Here is a 15,329-nt window from a genome sequence, read left to right on the forward strand (position 1 = left end):
TTGCAATTAAAGCAAGTATGAATAATTTCAAGTGTTGTTTTATTATGTATTAATTTCAATTTTTTAAGGTCTAATTTAATCAAACTTTATTTTTAAGCTACAACGGTTGCGTTACTTGAAGGGAAATAACCTAAGTTGTTTCTATTTCTCTATTTTATTATTCCACTATAAAGCGCTTTTCTTTAATAAGGTGGCATCTTTTTACATGGATAACACTTTTAAGAGATTGAATTTATTTAGGTGAAAAAAATTGTGAAGTATTGTACTTAAAGTAAAGAGGGCAGTTTTAAAAGAAAGGATATAACATATTTGTTGACTTAATGAATGTAGTGATAAATGAGTGATAAAAAACATAAAAAATAGGTGTATCAAGCAAAGTGTTGATACACCTTAAAACTACATTGTTAAACAACATGTGTTGTCGTGTAGTATATCTTATATATCTTATATATCTTATATATCTTATATATCTTATATATCTTATATATCTTTAATTATTTTAGATTCAGTATTACATATTCTTCTCGGTTTTATTTATTAGTTTTAATTTTCCCGGGTGCTCGCCCGTATTGATATGGTTCTTTTAATTCAAAGCCAAGTTCATTGGCAGCTATTCTTGGGAAGTAAGGATTACGAAGTAACTCGCGTCCGATCAAAATTAAATCTGCTTCGTTATTATTTAAAATTTGCTCCGCTTGTAATCCAGTCGTAATTAATCCAACTGCACCTGTTGCAATGTTAGCATTCTCTTTAATGTGTTTGGCATATTGCACTTGATAACCTGGATATACATCAATATGAGCTGGGACAACTGCACCAGAGCTACAATCGATTAAATCTACTCCTTGTTCTTTCATCCATCCTGTATACTGCACATAATCTTGAACTGTTAACCCGTCAGGATGATAATCATTTGCTGAAATACGAACAAATAACGGTCCGTTCCAAACTTCATTTACAGAGTCAATGATTTCGCGTAAGAAACGATAGCGATTTTCAGGTGAACCTCCGTATTCATCAGTCCGCTTATTTGCAAGCGGAGAAAGAAATTCATTAATAAGATAACCGTGAGCACCATGTAATTCAATAACGTCAAATCCCGCTTGTTTTGAACGTAACGCAGCTTTTTGAAAAGCTAATACGGTGTCTTTAATTTGTTGCTTACTCATTTCCACGGGTATTTTCATTCCATCGTTAAACGGAATTGCTGAAGGAGCTAAAGCGTCCGTTTCTAATTCAGCCTTTCTTCCGGCATGAGCGAGTTGAATGGCAGCTTTTGCGCCGTTATCATGTATAAATGCTGTCGTCTTATGTAAGCCTTCAATTAGATTATCATCCCAAATGCCTAAGTCTTTGTTAGAAATACGTCCTTCAGGTAACACAGCTGTTGCTTCAATCATAACTAAGCCTACTTGGCCAGCAGCCCTGGTTCCATAATGAATGAGATGAAAATTGGTTACTCGGCCATCCTCATTCTCTGATGAATACATACACATAGGCGACATAACGATACGGTTTTTTAGCGTAACGTTCTTAATTGTATAAGGTGAAAAAAGTTGAAGCTCCATCAAATATCCCCCTTGATTGAATTTTCTTACATTGTATCATCCTCTTTTTTGTTTCCCTAATAAAACGCTTATACGAAAAATTTCGTCTATTCGTGTTACAATGGCTAATATGAATTGAATTGGAGGATGACATATGTATCAGGCTTATTATGAAAGTGAATTAGGTTTGCTGGAAATTACAGCGAATACGAAAGGGATTACGTCTGTTATATTTGTTGAAGAAAGAAAAGAAGAACATAAAAATGAACTTGTTGAACAATGTATAAATGAATTAGATGAATACTTTGAAGGAAAAAGAAAAGAGTTTACAGTTCCATTGTCTGCTGAAGGAACACCATTCCAAAAGAATGTATGGGAAGCACTTTACACCGTACCATATGGCGTAAGTGCTTCATATTTAGATATTGCAGATAAGGTTGGGAATACGAAAGCTGTACGAGCGATAGGAGGGGCAAATAGCCGGAATCCAATTTCAATTATCGTTCCATGTCATCGTGTAATAGGAAAGAGTGGAAAACTTGTTGGGTATGCAGGTGGTTTATGGAGGAAAGAGTGGTTATTGAAACATGAAGGTATTTTAAATAAATCGTAAGAAACAACCTTTGGAACGAGGGAGTTAGCTCGGATTTCCTAAGACAAATGCGTTAGCTATCAAAAGTAACGATGAACCGAGAAGCCCCCACTTCGGGGTAAGCTCGTAAGAGATACTAAGTGGTGGGTAGTTCACAATGAAGTATGGATGGAAAGAGGGATTGTTTTGAAATGTATAAATTGTGGGCGACCTTGTATTAATGATCAGTTGAATTGTGCAAATTGTCAACGGAACTTGCATAATAAACAAGGTGAAGAAAGCTCGCTAATAGACAAAGAATTAGAAGTATATGTAGGGAGACAATATCCATATTACAAAAGAAAATGGGAGCTTGAGAATAAGCGAATTGCTAGGTGGAGCTGGAATGGTTTGGCTGCTATTTTCAATGTAGGTTGGCTTGGATATCGTAAGTATTATTTACCTGCTGCTTTATTTATACTGTTATTAGTAGCATGTGATGCATTTTCTTATTATATGGGGTTCAACGTAGCATTGCCAATCATTAATATGGTGCCTCTCACGTTTTTATTACTCGTTTTCATTCTATTTGGGATGGGGATTTTTGCAAATGGATTATTTTATCAATTTGCAGAAAGGCGTATATATCGAATAAAAGCACGGGGAATTAAAGATGAATCGGTTGAAAATTATCTCATCCGTGATAGTGGTGGAACGAGTAAAATGGGAGCAACAATCGTTACTATTTTAGCAGTTGCTAGTATTTTGTTTAGTCATTTCTTTTTCCCAACTGATCGGGATATTATTCAAAAAGTTCGTACAAGCTCGCTTTATGAATATCCAGTCTTTTCAATTGGTGAATCGTTCGAAAATTATTTTCAAAATTCAGGATGGATATACTATCGGGGAACGGAAGGATTAGAATTAGTAGAATTTCAGGGGGAGAGTCCTGAGATGCCAAGGAAAAAGGTGACAATTCAATTTATTGTTGATTATAAATTGGGAGAAGTGGAACCATATTCACTTACGATTAACGGTGAATCTAAAAATGAAGAAGAGTTTTTGAAGATAATGGAGGAAATATTTAAAGTTCAAAATCCATTTGATATAGAGGATGGCTTACAAGTAAATGCTATTCAACAAAGCGGAGGGAAAGCAATTTCTGACCGCTTTTTTTCTTTTTATGAAAATAAATATTTAAAATAATCAGAATTTTTTGTATAATAAAATATATTATACAAGTTTTAACTTATACATATAGATTGGGGGAAGGAAGAATGAAGAGAAAGGTAACAACGATTGCTGCAGTTGCATTATCGGCTAGTGTACTGGTTGCGGGATGTGGGAATGGGGAGAAGGCTTCGACAACGAAGAAAGAATCAAGTAAGGGAATGGCAGATAAACAAGTTTTAAATTTGCTAGAAACAGCTGAAATTCCTTCAATGGATACATCTAAATCAACAGATTCTGTATCTTTCCGTGTATTTGTAAATGCAATGGAAGGATTATATCGTCTAGATAAAGATAATAAACCAACTCCAGGTATGGCCAAAGACGTGAAGATTAGTGAAGATAAAAAGACATATACATTTGAATTACGTGATGCAAAATGGTCAAATGGTGATCCAGTTCGAGCACAAGATTTTGTATATGCATGGCAACGTACATTAGATAAAGCAATAGCAGCAGAATATGCATTTATTTTATTTGATGTGAAAAATGCACAGAAAGTAAATAAAGGAGAAGTACCGTCGGATCAATTAGGTGTTAAAGCGAAGGATGATAAAACGTTGGTAGTAGAATTAGAGCAACCAGCACCTTATTTCCTTGAGCTTACTTCGTTCCCTACATTCTTCCCATTAAATGAAAAGTATGTAAAAGGACAAGGGGATAAATACGGATTAGAAGCAGATAAATTATTGTACAATGGACCATTTACAATGAGTGAATGGAAACATGAACAAAGTTACCAGTTAAAGAAAAACCCAAATTATTGGGATAAAGATGCTGTAAAATTACAAGAAATTAATGTGGGTATAGTAAAAGAGACAAGTACTGGGGTAAATTTATATGATAGTGATCAAGCAGACCGTGTCATTTTAAGTTCTGAGTTTGTAGACAAATATAAAAAGAATAAACCAGATGAATTTAAAACGAAGCTAGACCCACGTATGTATTTCCTACGTTTTAATCAAAAAAATGCAACGTTTAAAAATCAAAAGGTTCGTGAGGCGATTGATTTAGCGTACGATAAAAAAGGAATTGCGGATGTAATTTTGAATGATGGATCATTGCCAGCGTATTTCTTAGTACCTGAAAAGTTTACGACAGGACCAGATGGAAAAGACTTCCGTACTGTAAATAAAAATTTCCGTGACAGTAAAGATAATGCTGCGAAAGCAAAAAAACTGTGGGAAGAAGCGAAGAAAGAACTTGGTCAAGATACAATTACAGTAGAATTACTAAATGATGATAACGGTAGTCGTAAAAAAGTGGGCGACTTTATTAAAGAAGAATTAGAGAAAAACTTACCTGGTATTAAAGTGAATTTGAAGCAACAACCATATAAGCAGAAGTTAGATTTAGAAAAGAAATTTGAATATGAATTCTCATTATCTGCATGGAGTCCAGATTATCCAGACCCAATGACATATATTGATATGTTCGTTACTGGAAGCTCATTTAATGAAATGGATTATTCAAATCCGAAGTACGATGATTTAGTAGCAAAATCAAAAGGAGAACTACTAAAAGATGACGCAGCACGCTGGAAAGCACTTGCAGAAGCTGAAAAAATCTTAATTGGTCAAGATGCTGCAATCTCTCCTACGTACCAACAAAGTACAGCTTACTTAGAGAAGACGTATGTAAATGGTATTGCTAACCATACGTTCGGTGGCGACTTTAGTTATAAATGGGCATATATTACAAAGAAATAGTATAATAAAAGATGAGTGAATTTTCGCTCATCTTTTATTTGTTTAGGGAGGAACGTGGAGTGTTGAAAGGAATCAATCATCTTTGTTTTTCAGTATCAAATTTAGAAAACGCTATTATGTTTTATGAAAGAGTGCTAGAAGGAGAACTATTAGTTAAAGGGAGAAAACTTGCATATTTCAATATATGTGGAGTATGGATAGCACTGAACGAAGAGGCACATATTCCAAGAAAGGAGATTCATCAATCTTATACGCACCTCGCATTTTCTGTTGAACAAGAAGACTTTGAACGCTTACTGCAGCGATTAGAAGAAAATAAAGTTCATATTTTACAAGGAAGAGAGCGGGATGTGAGAGATTGTGAGTCTATATATTTTGTTGATCCTGATGGTCATAAATTTGAGTTTCATTCAGGGACGTTACAAGACCGTCTAAATTATTATAGAGATGAGAAACCTCATATGACATTTTACTAAGGGGGGAAGAAGTTGCATGCGCTTGTAATTGGTGGAACAGGAATGTTAAAGAAAGTTTCTATGTGGCTTTGTGATCAAGGATTTCGTGTGTCTGTTATTGGACGAGATGAAGTGAAATTAGAAAATGTTAAGCAAGCTAGTTCGGCACCAGAAAATATTACATGTCTTCCTTTAGATTATCAAAATGACGATGGTCTAAAGCGATCTATTACAAATACAATTGAACAGAATGGTCCAATTACATTAGTAGTTGCATGGGTACATTCGAGTGCTAAGCATGCATTACGACTCATTTGTAATGAAGTTGAATTGTCATCGGAAAAGTATAGTTTATTTCATATATTAGGTAGTAGTGCATCGCGTACGAAGTCACAAAAAATAGGTGGGACATTATGTAGTTATTATAGAATTATATTAGGGTTTATTTTAGAAGATACATATGCAAGATGGCTTACTCATGAAGAGATTGCTGACGGAGTTATAAAAGGAATTGAAAGTAAATGCACAGAATGGATTGTAGGGAGAGTAGAGCCGTGGGAATCTAAGGGGGCATGTGAAATGAAGACAACGGTATATGTAACAAGGCACGGTGAAACAGAATGGAATGTAGCAGGGCGGATGCAAGGACGGAAAAATTCAGCATTAACAGAGAATGGTATGATACAAGCGAAACAATTAGGGGAGCGTATGAAGGATTTACCACTCCATGCCATATATAGTAGTCCAAGCGAAAGAACGCTTCATACTGCTGAATTGATTAAAGGGGAACGCGATCTTCCAATTATAGAAGATGAACGTTTCTATGAAATAAACATGGGGATATGGGAAGGGCAAACAATTGCTGACTTGGAAATGCAATATCCAGAAGAAGTACATTTATTTTGGAATGAACCACATCTTTTTCAGTCAACATCAGGGGAAAACTTTGCGGCCGTTCATAAAAGAGTAATTGAAGGGATACACTTTCTTTTAGAAAAGCATAAAGGAGAAAATATTTTAATAGTTACTCATGCTGCAGCAGCGAAATTACTCGTAGGGCATTTTGCAGGTTTTGAAATTGAACATGTATGGGAAGAGCCATTTATGCATAGCGCGAGTCTTAGTGTGATTGAATTTGATGAAAACCGTGGTAAAGTAAAACAATTTGCAGATATAAGTCATTTTCAGTAAACGTAAAAAAGGCCGCAATGCGGCCTTTTTTGGTGGACATAAAAAACTAGCAATTACGTTTTTTATACCAGAAGTGATCGAATTTCTTATTCTTGCAAGAAGAAGACTTGTGTCTGCTATCTTTGCAATCGTCCCATTTGTGCCCATCATCATGACAGTCCTTACCATGATCCCACGAATCATCACAAGAACCATGATGGCTATGAGGGAAAAATACACATTTTTTACAGAAACATCGTTTTGTCCAGAAACATTTCTTTTCAAAGCGAACGCATTTTGTAACGAAAGTACATTTTTTCACGCGAGTACGTTTTGTAACTATAACGCATTCTTTTCTGCGAGTAACCTTTGTAACGAAAGTCCATTTTTGAACGCGTACACGAGTACATTTTGTAACAAAAGTCCATTTTTTTACATGAGTACATTTTGTAACGAAAGTACAATGTTTCACGCGAGTACATCTTGTTCTTGGACATTTACGCCCTGTTGTACATTTACGCCCTGTTGTACATTTACGCCCTGTTGTACATTTACGCCCTGTTGTACATTTACACCCTGTTGTACATTTATGATGATCATCATCGCAATCAAAAGTACTTGGATCTTGGTGTAAGAAATCCTCCATCCCAGCACTTTTGATTTCTTCAACAGCTTTTCTAATGTCACGTTTCATAGAAATCCTCCTTATCGTGTATTAAATTGAACAAGTATTCTTTTTCCTTAACATGATATGAGATTAGGTTTCTTTCTGAACAAGACAAGAGTGTAATTTTATATAAATAGATGATAGCGGATGTATGGACAAGACAAGGCGCATACATTGAATGAAGAGAATAGAGAAGGGATGAGAATATATGCTACCTTCATATGAATTTTTTATTCATCCAATGTACTTAGTGGAAATGAAAAAAGACATTTGGTCAGATAGTCCAGTGCCAGCAAAGTTAACATATGGAAAAAAGAAGTATGATATTGATATCGTTTATCGGGGTGCTCATATTCGTGAGTTTGAGAAAAAGTCATATCATGTTCAGTTTTATAAACCGAAAAAATTTCTAGGTGTGAAGGAATTTCATTTAAACTCTGAATTTATGGATCCATCCCTTATTCGTAACAAATTTTCATTAGACTTTTTTAATGATATTGGGGTACTTTCACCGAAGTCACAGCATGTGTTTATAAAAATAAATGGTCAAACCCAAGGTGTATATTTACAGTTAGAATCGGTTGATGAAAACTTTTTAAAAAGTAGAGGGTTGCCGAGTGGTTCTATTTATTATGCGATAGATGATGACGCAAATTTTTCTCTAATGAGCGAGAGAGATAAAGATGTTAAAACTGAGCTTTTTGCAGGGTATGAATTTAAATGTTCGAATGAAAATAGTGAAGAGCAACTTAGTGAATTCGTTTTTCAAGCAAATACACTATCGAGGGATGAGTATGAAAAAGGGATCGGAAAATACCTTAATGTTGATAAATATTTACGTTGGTTAGCGGGAGTTATTTTGACTCAAAACTTTGATGGTTTTGTTCATAACTATGCACTGTATCATAATGATGAAACAAATTTATTTGAAGTGATACCGTGGGATTACGATGCGACTTGGGGGCGGGATGTACAAGGGAGACCGCTTAATCATGAGTACATTCGGATTCAAGGGTATAATACGTTAAGTGCAAGATTGTTAGATATACCTGTTTTTAGAAAACAATATCGAAGTATTTTGGAAGAAATATTAGAAGAACAATTTACCGTTTCGTTTATGATGCCGAAAGTAGAAGGTTTGTGTGAATCGATTCGTCCATATTTACTACAAGATCCATATATGAAAGGAAAATTAGAAACATTTGATCAAGAAGCTGATATGATTGATGAATATATAAATAAAAGAAGGAAGTATATACAAGACCACTTACATGAATTGGATTAATTTTGAAAGAGATTGGAACATTATCAATCTCTTTTTTTGTATAATAAAGATGTATCGATTGAATTGACGTAATATTTACTTAATAAAGAATGGAGATGTGGAAACATGACGGTCAAGTGGATTGATTGGGTAAAACAAATACAATCTATAGCTCAAGCGGGTTTAACGTATTCTAAGGATGTATATGATATAGAGCGTTTCCAACAATTACGGGACATTTCAGTTTCAATGATGTCACATTATACAAAGACAGATTGGGAAGTAGTAGAGAATTTATTTGCAAGTGAGACAGGCTATCAAACACCTAAAGTTGATATACGGGCAGTTATTTTTCAAAATGAAAAACTATTATTTGTGAAAGAAAAAAGTGATAGGAAATGGGCATTGCCAGGTGGATGGGCTGATGTTGGTTATACGCCAACAGAAGTAGCAGCAAAAGAAGTTTTAGAGGAGACGGGCTATGAAGTAGATGATTTTAAGCTACTCGCTATATTTGATAAAGAAAAACATCAACCATCGCCTTCAGCAACACATGTATATAAAATTTTTATTGGCTGTAAGATTATTGGTGGCGAAAAGAAAACTAGTATTGAAACAGAAGATGTGGAGTTTTTTGATGAGAATGAATTGCCTAATTTATCGATTGCTAGAAATACAGAAGAGCAAATTAAAGAAATGTTTGCCTACATGAAAGAACCTCAAAAAGAAATATTAATAGATTAATAATGCTTATGCCGATGATATTGTTGAAATGAAGATATTGGCAGAATGCAACCTTTATGTAATAATGGGATGGTATGTGAAGAAAAAAGGAGATAGAAAAGAAAATGTTAGCAAACATAATAGATCAGTTATTGCAATTCTTTGCAAGTCTAGGTTACTTTGGAGTAGCACTAGCTTTAATGATTGAAATTATCCCGAGTGAAATTGTACTTTCGTATGCTGGCTTTTTAGTCGCAGATGGTAAAATTAGCTTTGTCGGTGCAGTTATTGCTGGAACAATCGGTGGTACTTTAGCGCAAATCTTTTTATATTGGCTTGGATACTATGGAGGACGTCCAGTTGTAGAGAAATATGGAAAATATCTACTTATTAATAAACACCATTTAGACATAGCAGAAAATTGGTTTAAGCGTTACGGAGCTGGAGTAATATTTTCGGCACGTTTTATCCCAATTGTACGTCATGCAATCTCTATTCCGGCAGGACTAGCTAAGATGCCATTAAAACTTTTCACACTGTATACAGTTGTAGCGATTATTCCATGGTCAATACTATTTATATACTTAGGTGAAAAGCTTGGTGGAAATTGGCGACATATTAAAGAGTATGCATCTGATTACACACATTACATAATTATAGGGGCTGTTCTCTTTGTTGCTCTATACTTCGGTTTAAAGTATTTAAAAAAGAAAAAAGCAGCGCGTTAAAGTCAATGATTTTTCATTGGCTTTTTTTATTGTTTCAGTTCTAAAAAAAAGGAGTTGTCCATAATGTGTAATAATAAAGCGTAGCGGGGGAATGTGATGAAAGGATCACCGTTTTTACGTGGAACGATATTTTTAACGATGGCAACGATGATATCTAAAATGTTAGGGTTTATATATGTTATACCATTTACAGCAATGGTGGGTACGAGTGGGTACGTATTATATACGTATGCATACCGTCCTTATACAATTATGCTTAGTATTGCAACGATGGGATTGCCACTTGCCGTTTCAAAAATGGTTTCAAAATATGATCAACTCAATGATTATCACACTGTTAAGAGAGTGCTAAAGAGTGGTATCGTTTTTATGGTCATTATGGGCGTTATTTCTTGTTTAGCATTATATATGTTAGCACCACATTTAGCTAAACTTGTGATTGATGGAAATGATCAGTCGGGTAATAGTGTGGTAGCTGTCACACACAATATTCAAATTGTAAGTTTTGCGTTAATACTCGTTCCTGTAATGAGCTTGTTACGTGGTTTCTTTCAAGGTTTTCAATCTATGGGACCTTCTGCACTCAGTGTAGTTGTAGAGCAATTTTTTCGGGTCTTAACTATTTTGATAGGAAGCTTTGTCGTTTTATATGTTATAAAAGCTTCTGTTTCGTTGGCAGTTGGTATTTCAACGTTTGGAGCATTTATGGGAGCACTAGGTGGATTAAGTGTTTTAAGTGCGTATTATATAAGAAGGAGAAAACATTTAAAGAAAAAAGAGATTGCCAGTATACCACAAACGACGAAAACTTTTTTTTCGTTGTATAGAGAACTGTTTACATATTCTATTCCTTTCGTTGTAGTAGGATTAGCGATTCCGTTATATCAGACGATTGATACATTTACAATTAATAAGCTACTTATACAAGTAGGATATATGCAAGGAGAAGCAGAAAAGATTAATGCGATTATTGGCCTTGTTCAGATGGTTGTACTTATCCCGGTTTCTGTTGCAACAGCTTTTAGTATGTCCCTTGTACCTGAGATGACGAAAGCTTATACAGCGGGAAATGAGAAGCTACTGTATAAACACTTTACAAGGACAAATTTATTAGTGGTAGGAATTACCGTACCGGCGGCGATTGGAATGATGATCTTAGCAAAACCAGTGTATACTCTTTTATTTGGTGCTGGAAATGATCCGGAGATGGGCAGTATTATTTTGCAGTACTATGCTCCTGCTTGTATACTATTCTCACTATTTACAGTAACCGCTGCCATGTTACAAGGAATTAATCAACAACAGAAAACAGTGCTAGGATTAGTAATCGGAATAACTGTGAAGATCGTTTTAAATATTGTATTGCTACCGTATTTTGATTATGTAAGTTTTATCATTTCAACATACGCTGGCTATACGATTTCAGTCGGCTTTAACTTGTGGATGCTTTCTAAATATGTTATAAAGGCAACATAAGCTTTTTTAAAGGCAGAGAACACTCTGTCTTTTTCTATGTTTACAAGATTTTTCTTAAAAAAACGTTTTCAAAATAATTTTTCTATTGAAATTTAATCGTTTGTTTCATATGCTGAAAATAGCGGTTCAAAAACTGTTGTTTAAGTGAGGTAGATTCCCACATGTAAAAAGAATCGGGGTGATAGTATGTTAAATATTTATTTAACAGACCGAAACGGAAAACTACAAGAGATTGAGGAAATGCAAAAGGGCTGCTGGATTAATGTACTTCATCCAACAGAAGAAGAAATTCAGTATCTAGTACAAACTTTAAATGTAGACTTAGATTTCATTAAAGACCCTTTGGATGATGAAGAACGCTCTCGTATTGAAAAGGAAGACAATAATACTTTAATTATCGTGGATATTCCGACAGTCAGACATGATGAAGAAGGAAATTCAATTTATGACACGATTCCAATAGGTATGATTGTAATGCCAGATTGTTTTGTTACTATTTGCTTAGAAGAAAATCCAATTTTTGAACGCTTTATTAATCAACGTATTAAAGAATTTTATACGTTTAAAAAGACGCGCTTCGCACTTCAGCTCTTATATACAATTTCTACTTATTATTTAAGATACTTAAAGCAAATTAATCGAAAAACAATCGATTTAGAGCACCAATTAAATAAGTCGATGAAAAATAAAGAAATTTTCACATTGCTCGGCCTTGAAAAAAGTTTAGTTTATTTTACAACATCATTAAAGGCAAATAAAATTGTAATTCAAAAATTAATGCGAAACAGTACATTTTTGAAAATGTATGAAGATGATCAAGATTTACTAGAAGATGTATTAATTGAAAATAAGCAGGCTATTGAAATGGCGGAAATATATAGTCACATTTTAAGTGGAATGATGAATACATTTAGTTCGGTTATTTCTAACAATTTAAATAGTGTTATGAAACTGTTGACTTCTATTACAATCATTTTATCATTACCAACGATGGTTTCTAGTTTCTTTGGAATGAATGTAAAGGTTCCGTTTGAAGGGGAAGCACATGGTTTTGTAATTGTACTTATAATATGTGTAACATTATCTTTCACTTTAGCATTTGTTTTTTGGAAGAAACGTTACTTTTAATGATAGGAAAGCTGCGCTAGCATAGTTATAAAACTGTGCTAGCGCAGCTTTTTTTGCTAGGAAATCTCAATTTTGGAACAGAATATAACTTGTGAAATGTAATGTGTATGAAGGTTATGAATTCCATATAACTCTTGTTCAAATAATGAAATGGGGTTAAAATTACATATTGTTAATGAAAAGTTGGAGGAAATACATCATGGAATTGTTTCAATTACCGAAAGCATTCCTGCAAATGAATACAATCTTTATCTCAATATTAATCGAAGCACTTCCTTTTGTGCTAATTGGTGTATTTATTTCAGGATTCATTCAAATGTTTGTGACAGAAGATATGGTGGCAAAATGGATGCCTAAAAACCGATTTCTGTCTGTTTTATTAGCTACTTTTTTAGGTATGATGTTTCCTGGATGTGAATGTGGAATTGTTCCGATTGTAAGACGATTAATCGGAAAAGGGGTTCCACCCTATGCAGGAATTGCATTTATGTTAACTGGACCGATTATTAATCCAGTTGTATTATTTGCAACATATGTTGCTTTTGGAAGTAGTATGCACATGGTATGGTATCGTTCTATTGTAGCGATTATCGTAGCAATTATCGTTGGAATTATATTATCATTTATGTTTAAAGAACATCAATTAAGAGATGATCACTTCCCAGAAGTGAACCATAAGCGTCCGTTACGTACAAAAATGTGGGATGTATGTACACATGCTGTTGAGGAATTTTTCTCAATGGGGAAATATTTAGTGTTAGGAGCGTTAATTGCTGCTGCAGTTCAAACGTTTGTACAAACTTCAACATTGCTTGCTATTGGACAAGGTCCGTTTTCTTCATCAGCTGTAATGATGGGACTTGCTTTCATTTTATCACTTTGTTCAGAGGCGGATGCATTTATTGCTTCTTCGTTCCAAAGTACATTTTCAACAGCGTCACTTGTCGCGTTTCTCGTATATGGACCGATGGTGGATATTAAAAATATGTTTATGATGCTTGCGACATTTAAAACAAAATTTGTAATTGTTGTGACGGTTACAGTTACCCTTGTTGTTTATGCAAGCTCACTACTCATTTATGCGATGGGGTGGTAGGTTATGTTTCGAGCATATATATTATTAGGCTTTACAATTTTAATTGGACAGCTTCATATTTCCGGTAACATTACGAAGTATATAAATATGAAGTACGCCTATTTATCAAAAACTGCTGCTATTATTTTAGGTTTCTTAACGATTGTACAAATTATTATCGTTTTCCAAAAAGAGCACCAAAAGGAAAAAGAGAAACATGATTGTAGTTGTGATCATAGTCATTGTGGGCATGATCATTCGAAAGATGAGAATACATGGTGGAAAAAAGTGTTTTCTTACACGTTATTCTGTTTTCCAATCATTACAGGATTGTTTTTCCCAATTGCAACATTAGATTCCGATATTGTTAAGGCGAAGGGATTCCATTTTCCAGTAGCGCAAGCAGAAAGTAAAGATCCATTTATGACAAGACAATTTCTAAGACCTGACACGAGTATTTATTACGGGAAAGAAGGATATCGTGGTGTAATGGAAAAAGGGAAGAAAGAGTTTGTTACGAAAGATAATATCACTTTAAAAGATGAAGATTTCTTAAAGGGTATGGAGACAATTTATAATTATCCTGGTGAATTTACTGGTAAAACCCTGTCTTATAAAGGATTTGTTTTCCGAGATGATTCTTCTAAAAAGGAACAATATTTCTTATTCCGTTTCGGCATTATACATTGTGTTGCGGATTCGGGTGTATATGGTATGTTAGTTAAAAAACCAGAAGGGGTAGAGTGGAAAAATGATGATTGGATTCAGATAGAGGGAGAAATTTCAACTGAATTTTATCAGCCGTTTCATGCGAATATTCCAGTGTTAGAGGTAACGAAATGGAATAAAGTTGAACAGCCGAAAGAACAATATGTGTTTAGAGGAGCCGATTGATAAAATCGGTTCTTTTTTGTGGACTAAAAGTTCTGAAAATTGTTAATATTAAACGTGTAGTTCATGAGGTGTAGTGTATATTGGGATATTAGGGATAAATAATTAAAGGGGTGATAACAATGACTGAAGTAAAGGGTAAAACAGCTAATGAATCAAGGGTGTTTAAAACGAGTCGAGTATTTCCAACGGATTTAAATGATCATAACACGCTATTTGGTGGAAAGATATTGGCGGAGATGGATATGGTTGCTTCAATTTCAGCAACGAGACACTCGAGAATGGAATGTGTCACAGCTTCTATGGATTGGGTAGATTTCTTACATCCAGTACGTTCTTCAGATTGTGTTAGTTATGAATCTTTCGTAATTTGGACGGGAAGAACTTCTATGGAGATATTTGTGAAGGTAGTAGCAGAAGATTTAATTTCAGGTAAAAAACGTGTAGCAGCAACTTCATTCGTTACTTTTGTTGCGCTTAGTAAGGAGAATAATCCAGTTCCTGTACCGCGTGTTATCCCTGAGACAGAAGAGGAGAAAGAATTGCATCGAATTGCTGTGTTACGTGCAGAACAGCGCCATATTCGTAAGGCAGAGAGTAAGAAGGTAGCTACACTGCTAACTTTTTGATATAAAATACTTTCCTAGTGGTACTATTTTGTAATAGGTTAGGAGATTTTTGAAATGAAAAGCGGA

15 protein-coding genes and 1 pseudogene are annotated in these 15,329 nt (G+C 34.5%); 14 read left to right on the top strand and 2 right to left on the bottom strand.

Going from position 1 to position 15,329, the window contains the following annotated elements:
• Positions 1-530 precede the first annotated feature (530 nt).
• Entirely contained in the window at positions 531-1,568 is a 1,038-nt protein-coding gene (gene namA, locus MKX37_RS09985) for an NADPH dehydrogenase NamA (RefSeq protein ID WP_003188791.1), read from the bottom strand.
• Between the two features lie 133 nt (positions 1,569-1,701).
• Here namA and MKX37_RS09990 point away from each other — a divergent pair, with 133 nt between their 5' ends.
• The 6 genes and pseudogenes from MKX37_RS09990 (at position 1,702) to MKX37_RS10015 (ending at position 6,703) form a co-directional block, all read left to right on the top strand.
• Positions 1,702-2,160, top strand: a complete 459-nt coding sequence (locus MKX37_RS09990) for a methylated-DNA--[protein]-cysteine S-methyltransferase (RefSeq protein ID WP_078422359.1) — start codon at positions 1,702-1,704, stop codon at positions 2,158-2,160.
• Between the two features lie 165 nt (positions 2,161-2,325).
• Positions 2,326-3,324 carry a DUF2628 domain-containing protein gene (locus tag MKX37_RS09995; RefSeq protein ID WP_078422358.1) on the top strand — a complete coding sequence of 333 codons (999 nt, stop codon included), beginning with the start codon at positions 2,326-2,328 and terminating at the stop codon, positions 3,322-3,324.
• A gap of 71 nt (positions 3,325-3,395) precedes the next feature.
• A complete protein-coding gene (locus MKX37_RS10000) occupies positions 3,396-5,057 on the top strand; it encodes a peptide ABC transporter substrate-binding protein (RefSeq protein ID WP_002126994.1) in 1,662 nt (553 codons plus the stop codon).
• 59 nt (positions 5,058-5,116) lie between these two features.
• A complete protein-coding gene (fosB, locus tag MKX37_RS10005; RefSeq protein ID WP_002126995.1) occupies positions 5,117-5,533 on the top strand; it encodes a FosBx1 family fosfomycin resistance bacillithiol transferase in 417 nt (138 codons plus the stop codon).
• A gap of 12 nt (positions 5,534-5,545) precedes the next feature.
• A pseudogene (locus MKX37_RS10010) lies at positions 5,546-6,073 on the top strand (short-chain dehydrogenase); the annotation flags it as partial.
• Between the two features lie 18 nt (positions 6,074-6,091).
• A complete protein-coding gene (locus MKX37_RS10015) occupies positions 6,092-6,703 on the top strand; it encodes a phosphoserine phosphatase 1 (protein ID WP_002012438.1) in 612 nt (203 codons plus the stop codon).
• A 46-nt stretch (positions 6,704-6,749) separates the two neighbouring features.
• Here the strand turns inward: MKX37_RS10015 and exsB are convergent, their stop codons facing one another.
• A complete protein-coding gene (gene exsB / locus MKX37_RS10020) occupies positions 6,750-7,376 on the bottom strand; it encodes an exosporium protein ExsB (RefSeq protein WP_050000245.1) in 627 nt (208 codons plus the stop codon).
• Between the two features lie 181 nt (positions 7,377-7,557).
• On the opposite strand from exsB, the gene cotH reads away from it, so the two are divergent.
• From cotH to MKX37_RS10060, 8 genes are all read left to right on the top strand, one after another.
• Positions 7,558-8,634 carry a spore coat protein CotH gene (gene cotH, locus MKX37_RS10025; RefSeq protein WP_078422357.1) on the top strand — a complete coding sequence of 359 codons (1,077 nt, stop codon included), beginning with the start codon at positions 7,558-7,560 and terminating at the stop codon, positions 8,632-8,634.
• A gap of 105 nt (positions 8,635-8,739) precedes the next feature.
• Positions 8,740-9,357, top strand: a complete 618-nt coding sequence (locus MKX37_RS10030; protein ID WP_002031477.1) for an NUDIX hydrolase N-terminal domain-containing protein — start codon at positions 8,740-8,742, stop codon at positions 9,355-9,357.
• 104 nt (positions 9,358-9,461) lie between these two features.
• Positions 9,462-10,064, top strand: a complete 603-nt coding sequence (locus MKX37_RS10035) for a DedA family protein (RefSeq protein ID WP_002031481.1) — start codon at positions 9,462-9,464, stop codon at positions 10,062-10,064.
• A gap of 96 nt (positions 10,065-10,160) precedes the next feature.
• Positions 10,161-11,540 (top strand): putative polysaccharide biosynthesis protein, encoded by a 1,380-nt coding sequence (locus tag MKX37_RS10040; protein WP_002031482.1) that lies wholly within the window; start codon positions 10,161-10,163, stop codon positions 11,538-11,540.
• 186 nt (positions 11,541-11,726) lie between these two features.
• Complete coding sequence (locus MKX37_RS10045) at positions 11,727-12,668, top strand: magnesium transporter CorA family protein (RefSeq protein ID WP_000932386.1); 942 nt, start codon at positions 11,727-11,729, stop codon at positions 12,666-12,668.
• A gap of 199 nt (positions 12,669-12,867) precedes the next feature.
• The gene (locus MKX37_RS10050; protein ID WP_000418719.1) at positions 12,868-13,764 is read left to right on the top strand and encodes a permease; all 897 of its coding nucleotides are present in this window, start codon (positions 12,868-12,870) and stop codon (positions 13,762-13,764) included.
• Positions 13,765-13,767: 3 nt separating this feature from the next.
• Positions 13,768-14,637, top strand: a complete 870-nt coding sequence (locus tag MKX37_RS10055; protein WP_002012447.1) for a TIGR03943 family putative permease subunit — start codon at positions 13,768-13,770, stop codon at positions 14,635-14,637.
• Positions 14,638-14,756: 119 nt separating this feature from the next.
• On the top strand, positions 14,757-15,263 hold the full coding sequence (locus MKX37_RS10060) for an acyl-CoA thioesterase (protein WP_002012448.1): 507 nt from the start codon (positions 14,757-14,759) through the stop codon (positions 15,261-15,263).
• The last annotated feature ends 66 nt before the right edge of the window (positions 15,264-15,329 follow it).

The sequence above is a fragment of the Bacillus sp. FSL R5-0709 genome, from assembly GCF_038004785.1.
Classification (GTDB): Bacteria; Bacillota; Bacilli; order Bacillales; family Bacillaceae_G; genus Bacillus_A; species Bacillus_A mycoides.

Bases quoted from the DNA above. Each gene is read 5' to 3' on its own strand.
- MKX37_RS10015 (WP_002012438.1), top strand. From the start codon at position 6,092: ATGAAGACAACGGTATATGTAACAAGGCACGGTGAAACAGAATGGAAT.
- cotH (WP_078422357.1), top strand. From the start codon at position 7,558: ATGCTACCTTCATATGAATTTTTTATTCATCCAATGTACTTAGTGGAA.
- MKX37_RS10040 (WP_002031482.1), top strand. From the start codon at position 10,161: ATGAAAGGATCACCGTTTTTACGTGGAACGATATTTTTAACGATGGCA.
- namA (WP_003188791.1), bottom strand. From the start codon at position 1,568: ATGGAGCTTCAACTTTTTTCACCTTATACAATTAAGAACGTTACGCTA.
- exsB (WP_050000245.1), bottom strand. From the start codon at position 7,376: ATGAAACGTGACATTAGAAAAGCTGTTGAAGAAATCAAAAGTGCTGGG.
- MKX37_RS10035 (WP_002031481.1), top strand. From the start codon at position 9,462: ATGTTAGCAAACATAATAGATCAGTTATTGCAATTCTTTGCAAGTCTA.
- MKX37_RS09990 (WP_078422359.1), top strand. From the start codon at position 1,702: ATGTATCAGGCTTATTATGAAAGTGAATTAGGTTTGCTGGAAATTACA.
- MKX37_RS10050 (WP_000418719.1), top strand. From the start codon at position 12,868: ATGGAATTGTTTCAATTACCGAAAGCATTCCTGCAAATGAATACAATC.
- MKX37_RS10060 (WP_002012448.1), top strand. From the start codon at position 14,757: ATGACTGAAGTAAAGGGTAAAACAGCTAATGAATCAAGGGTGTTTAAA.
- MKX37_RS10045 (WP_000932386.1), top strand. From the start codon at position 11,727: ATGTTAAATATTTATTTAACAGACCGAAACGGAAAACTACAAGAGATT.
- MKX37_RS10000 (WP_002126994.1), top strand. From the start codon at position 3,396: ATGAAGAGAAAGGTAACAACGATTGCTGCAGTTGCATTATCGGCTAGT.
- MKX37_RS10030 (WP_002031477.1), top strand. From the start codon at position 8,740: ATGACGGTCAAGTGGATTGATTGGGTAAAACAAATACAATCTATAGCT.
- MKX37_RS10055 (WP_002012447.1), top strand. From the start codon at position 13,768: ATGTTTCGAGCATATATATTATTAGGCTTTACAATTTTAATTGGACAG.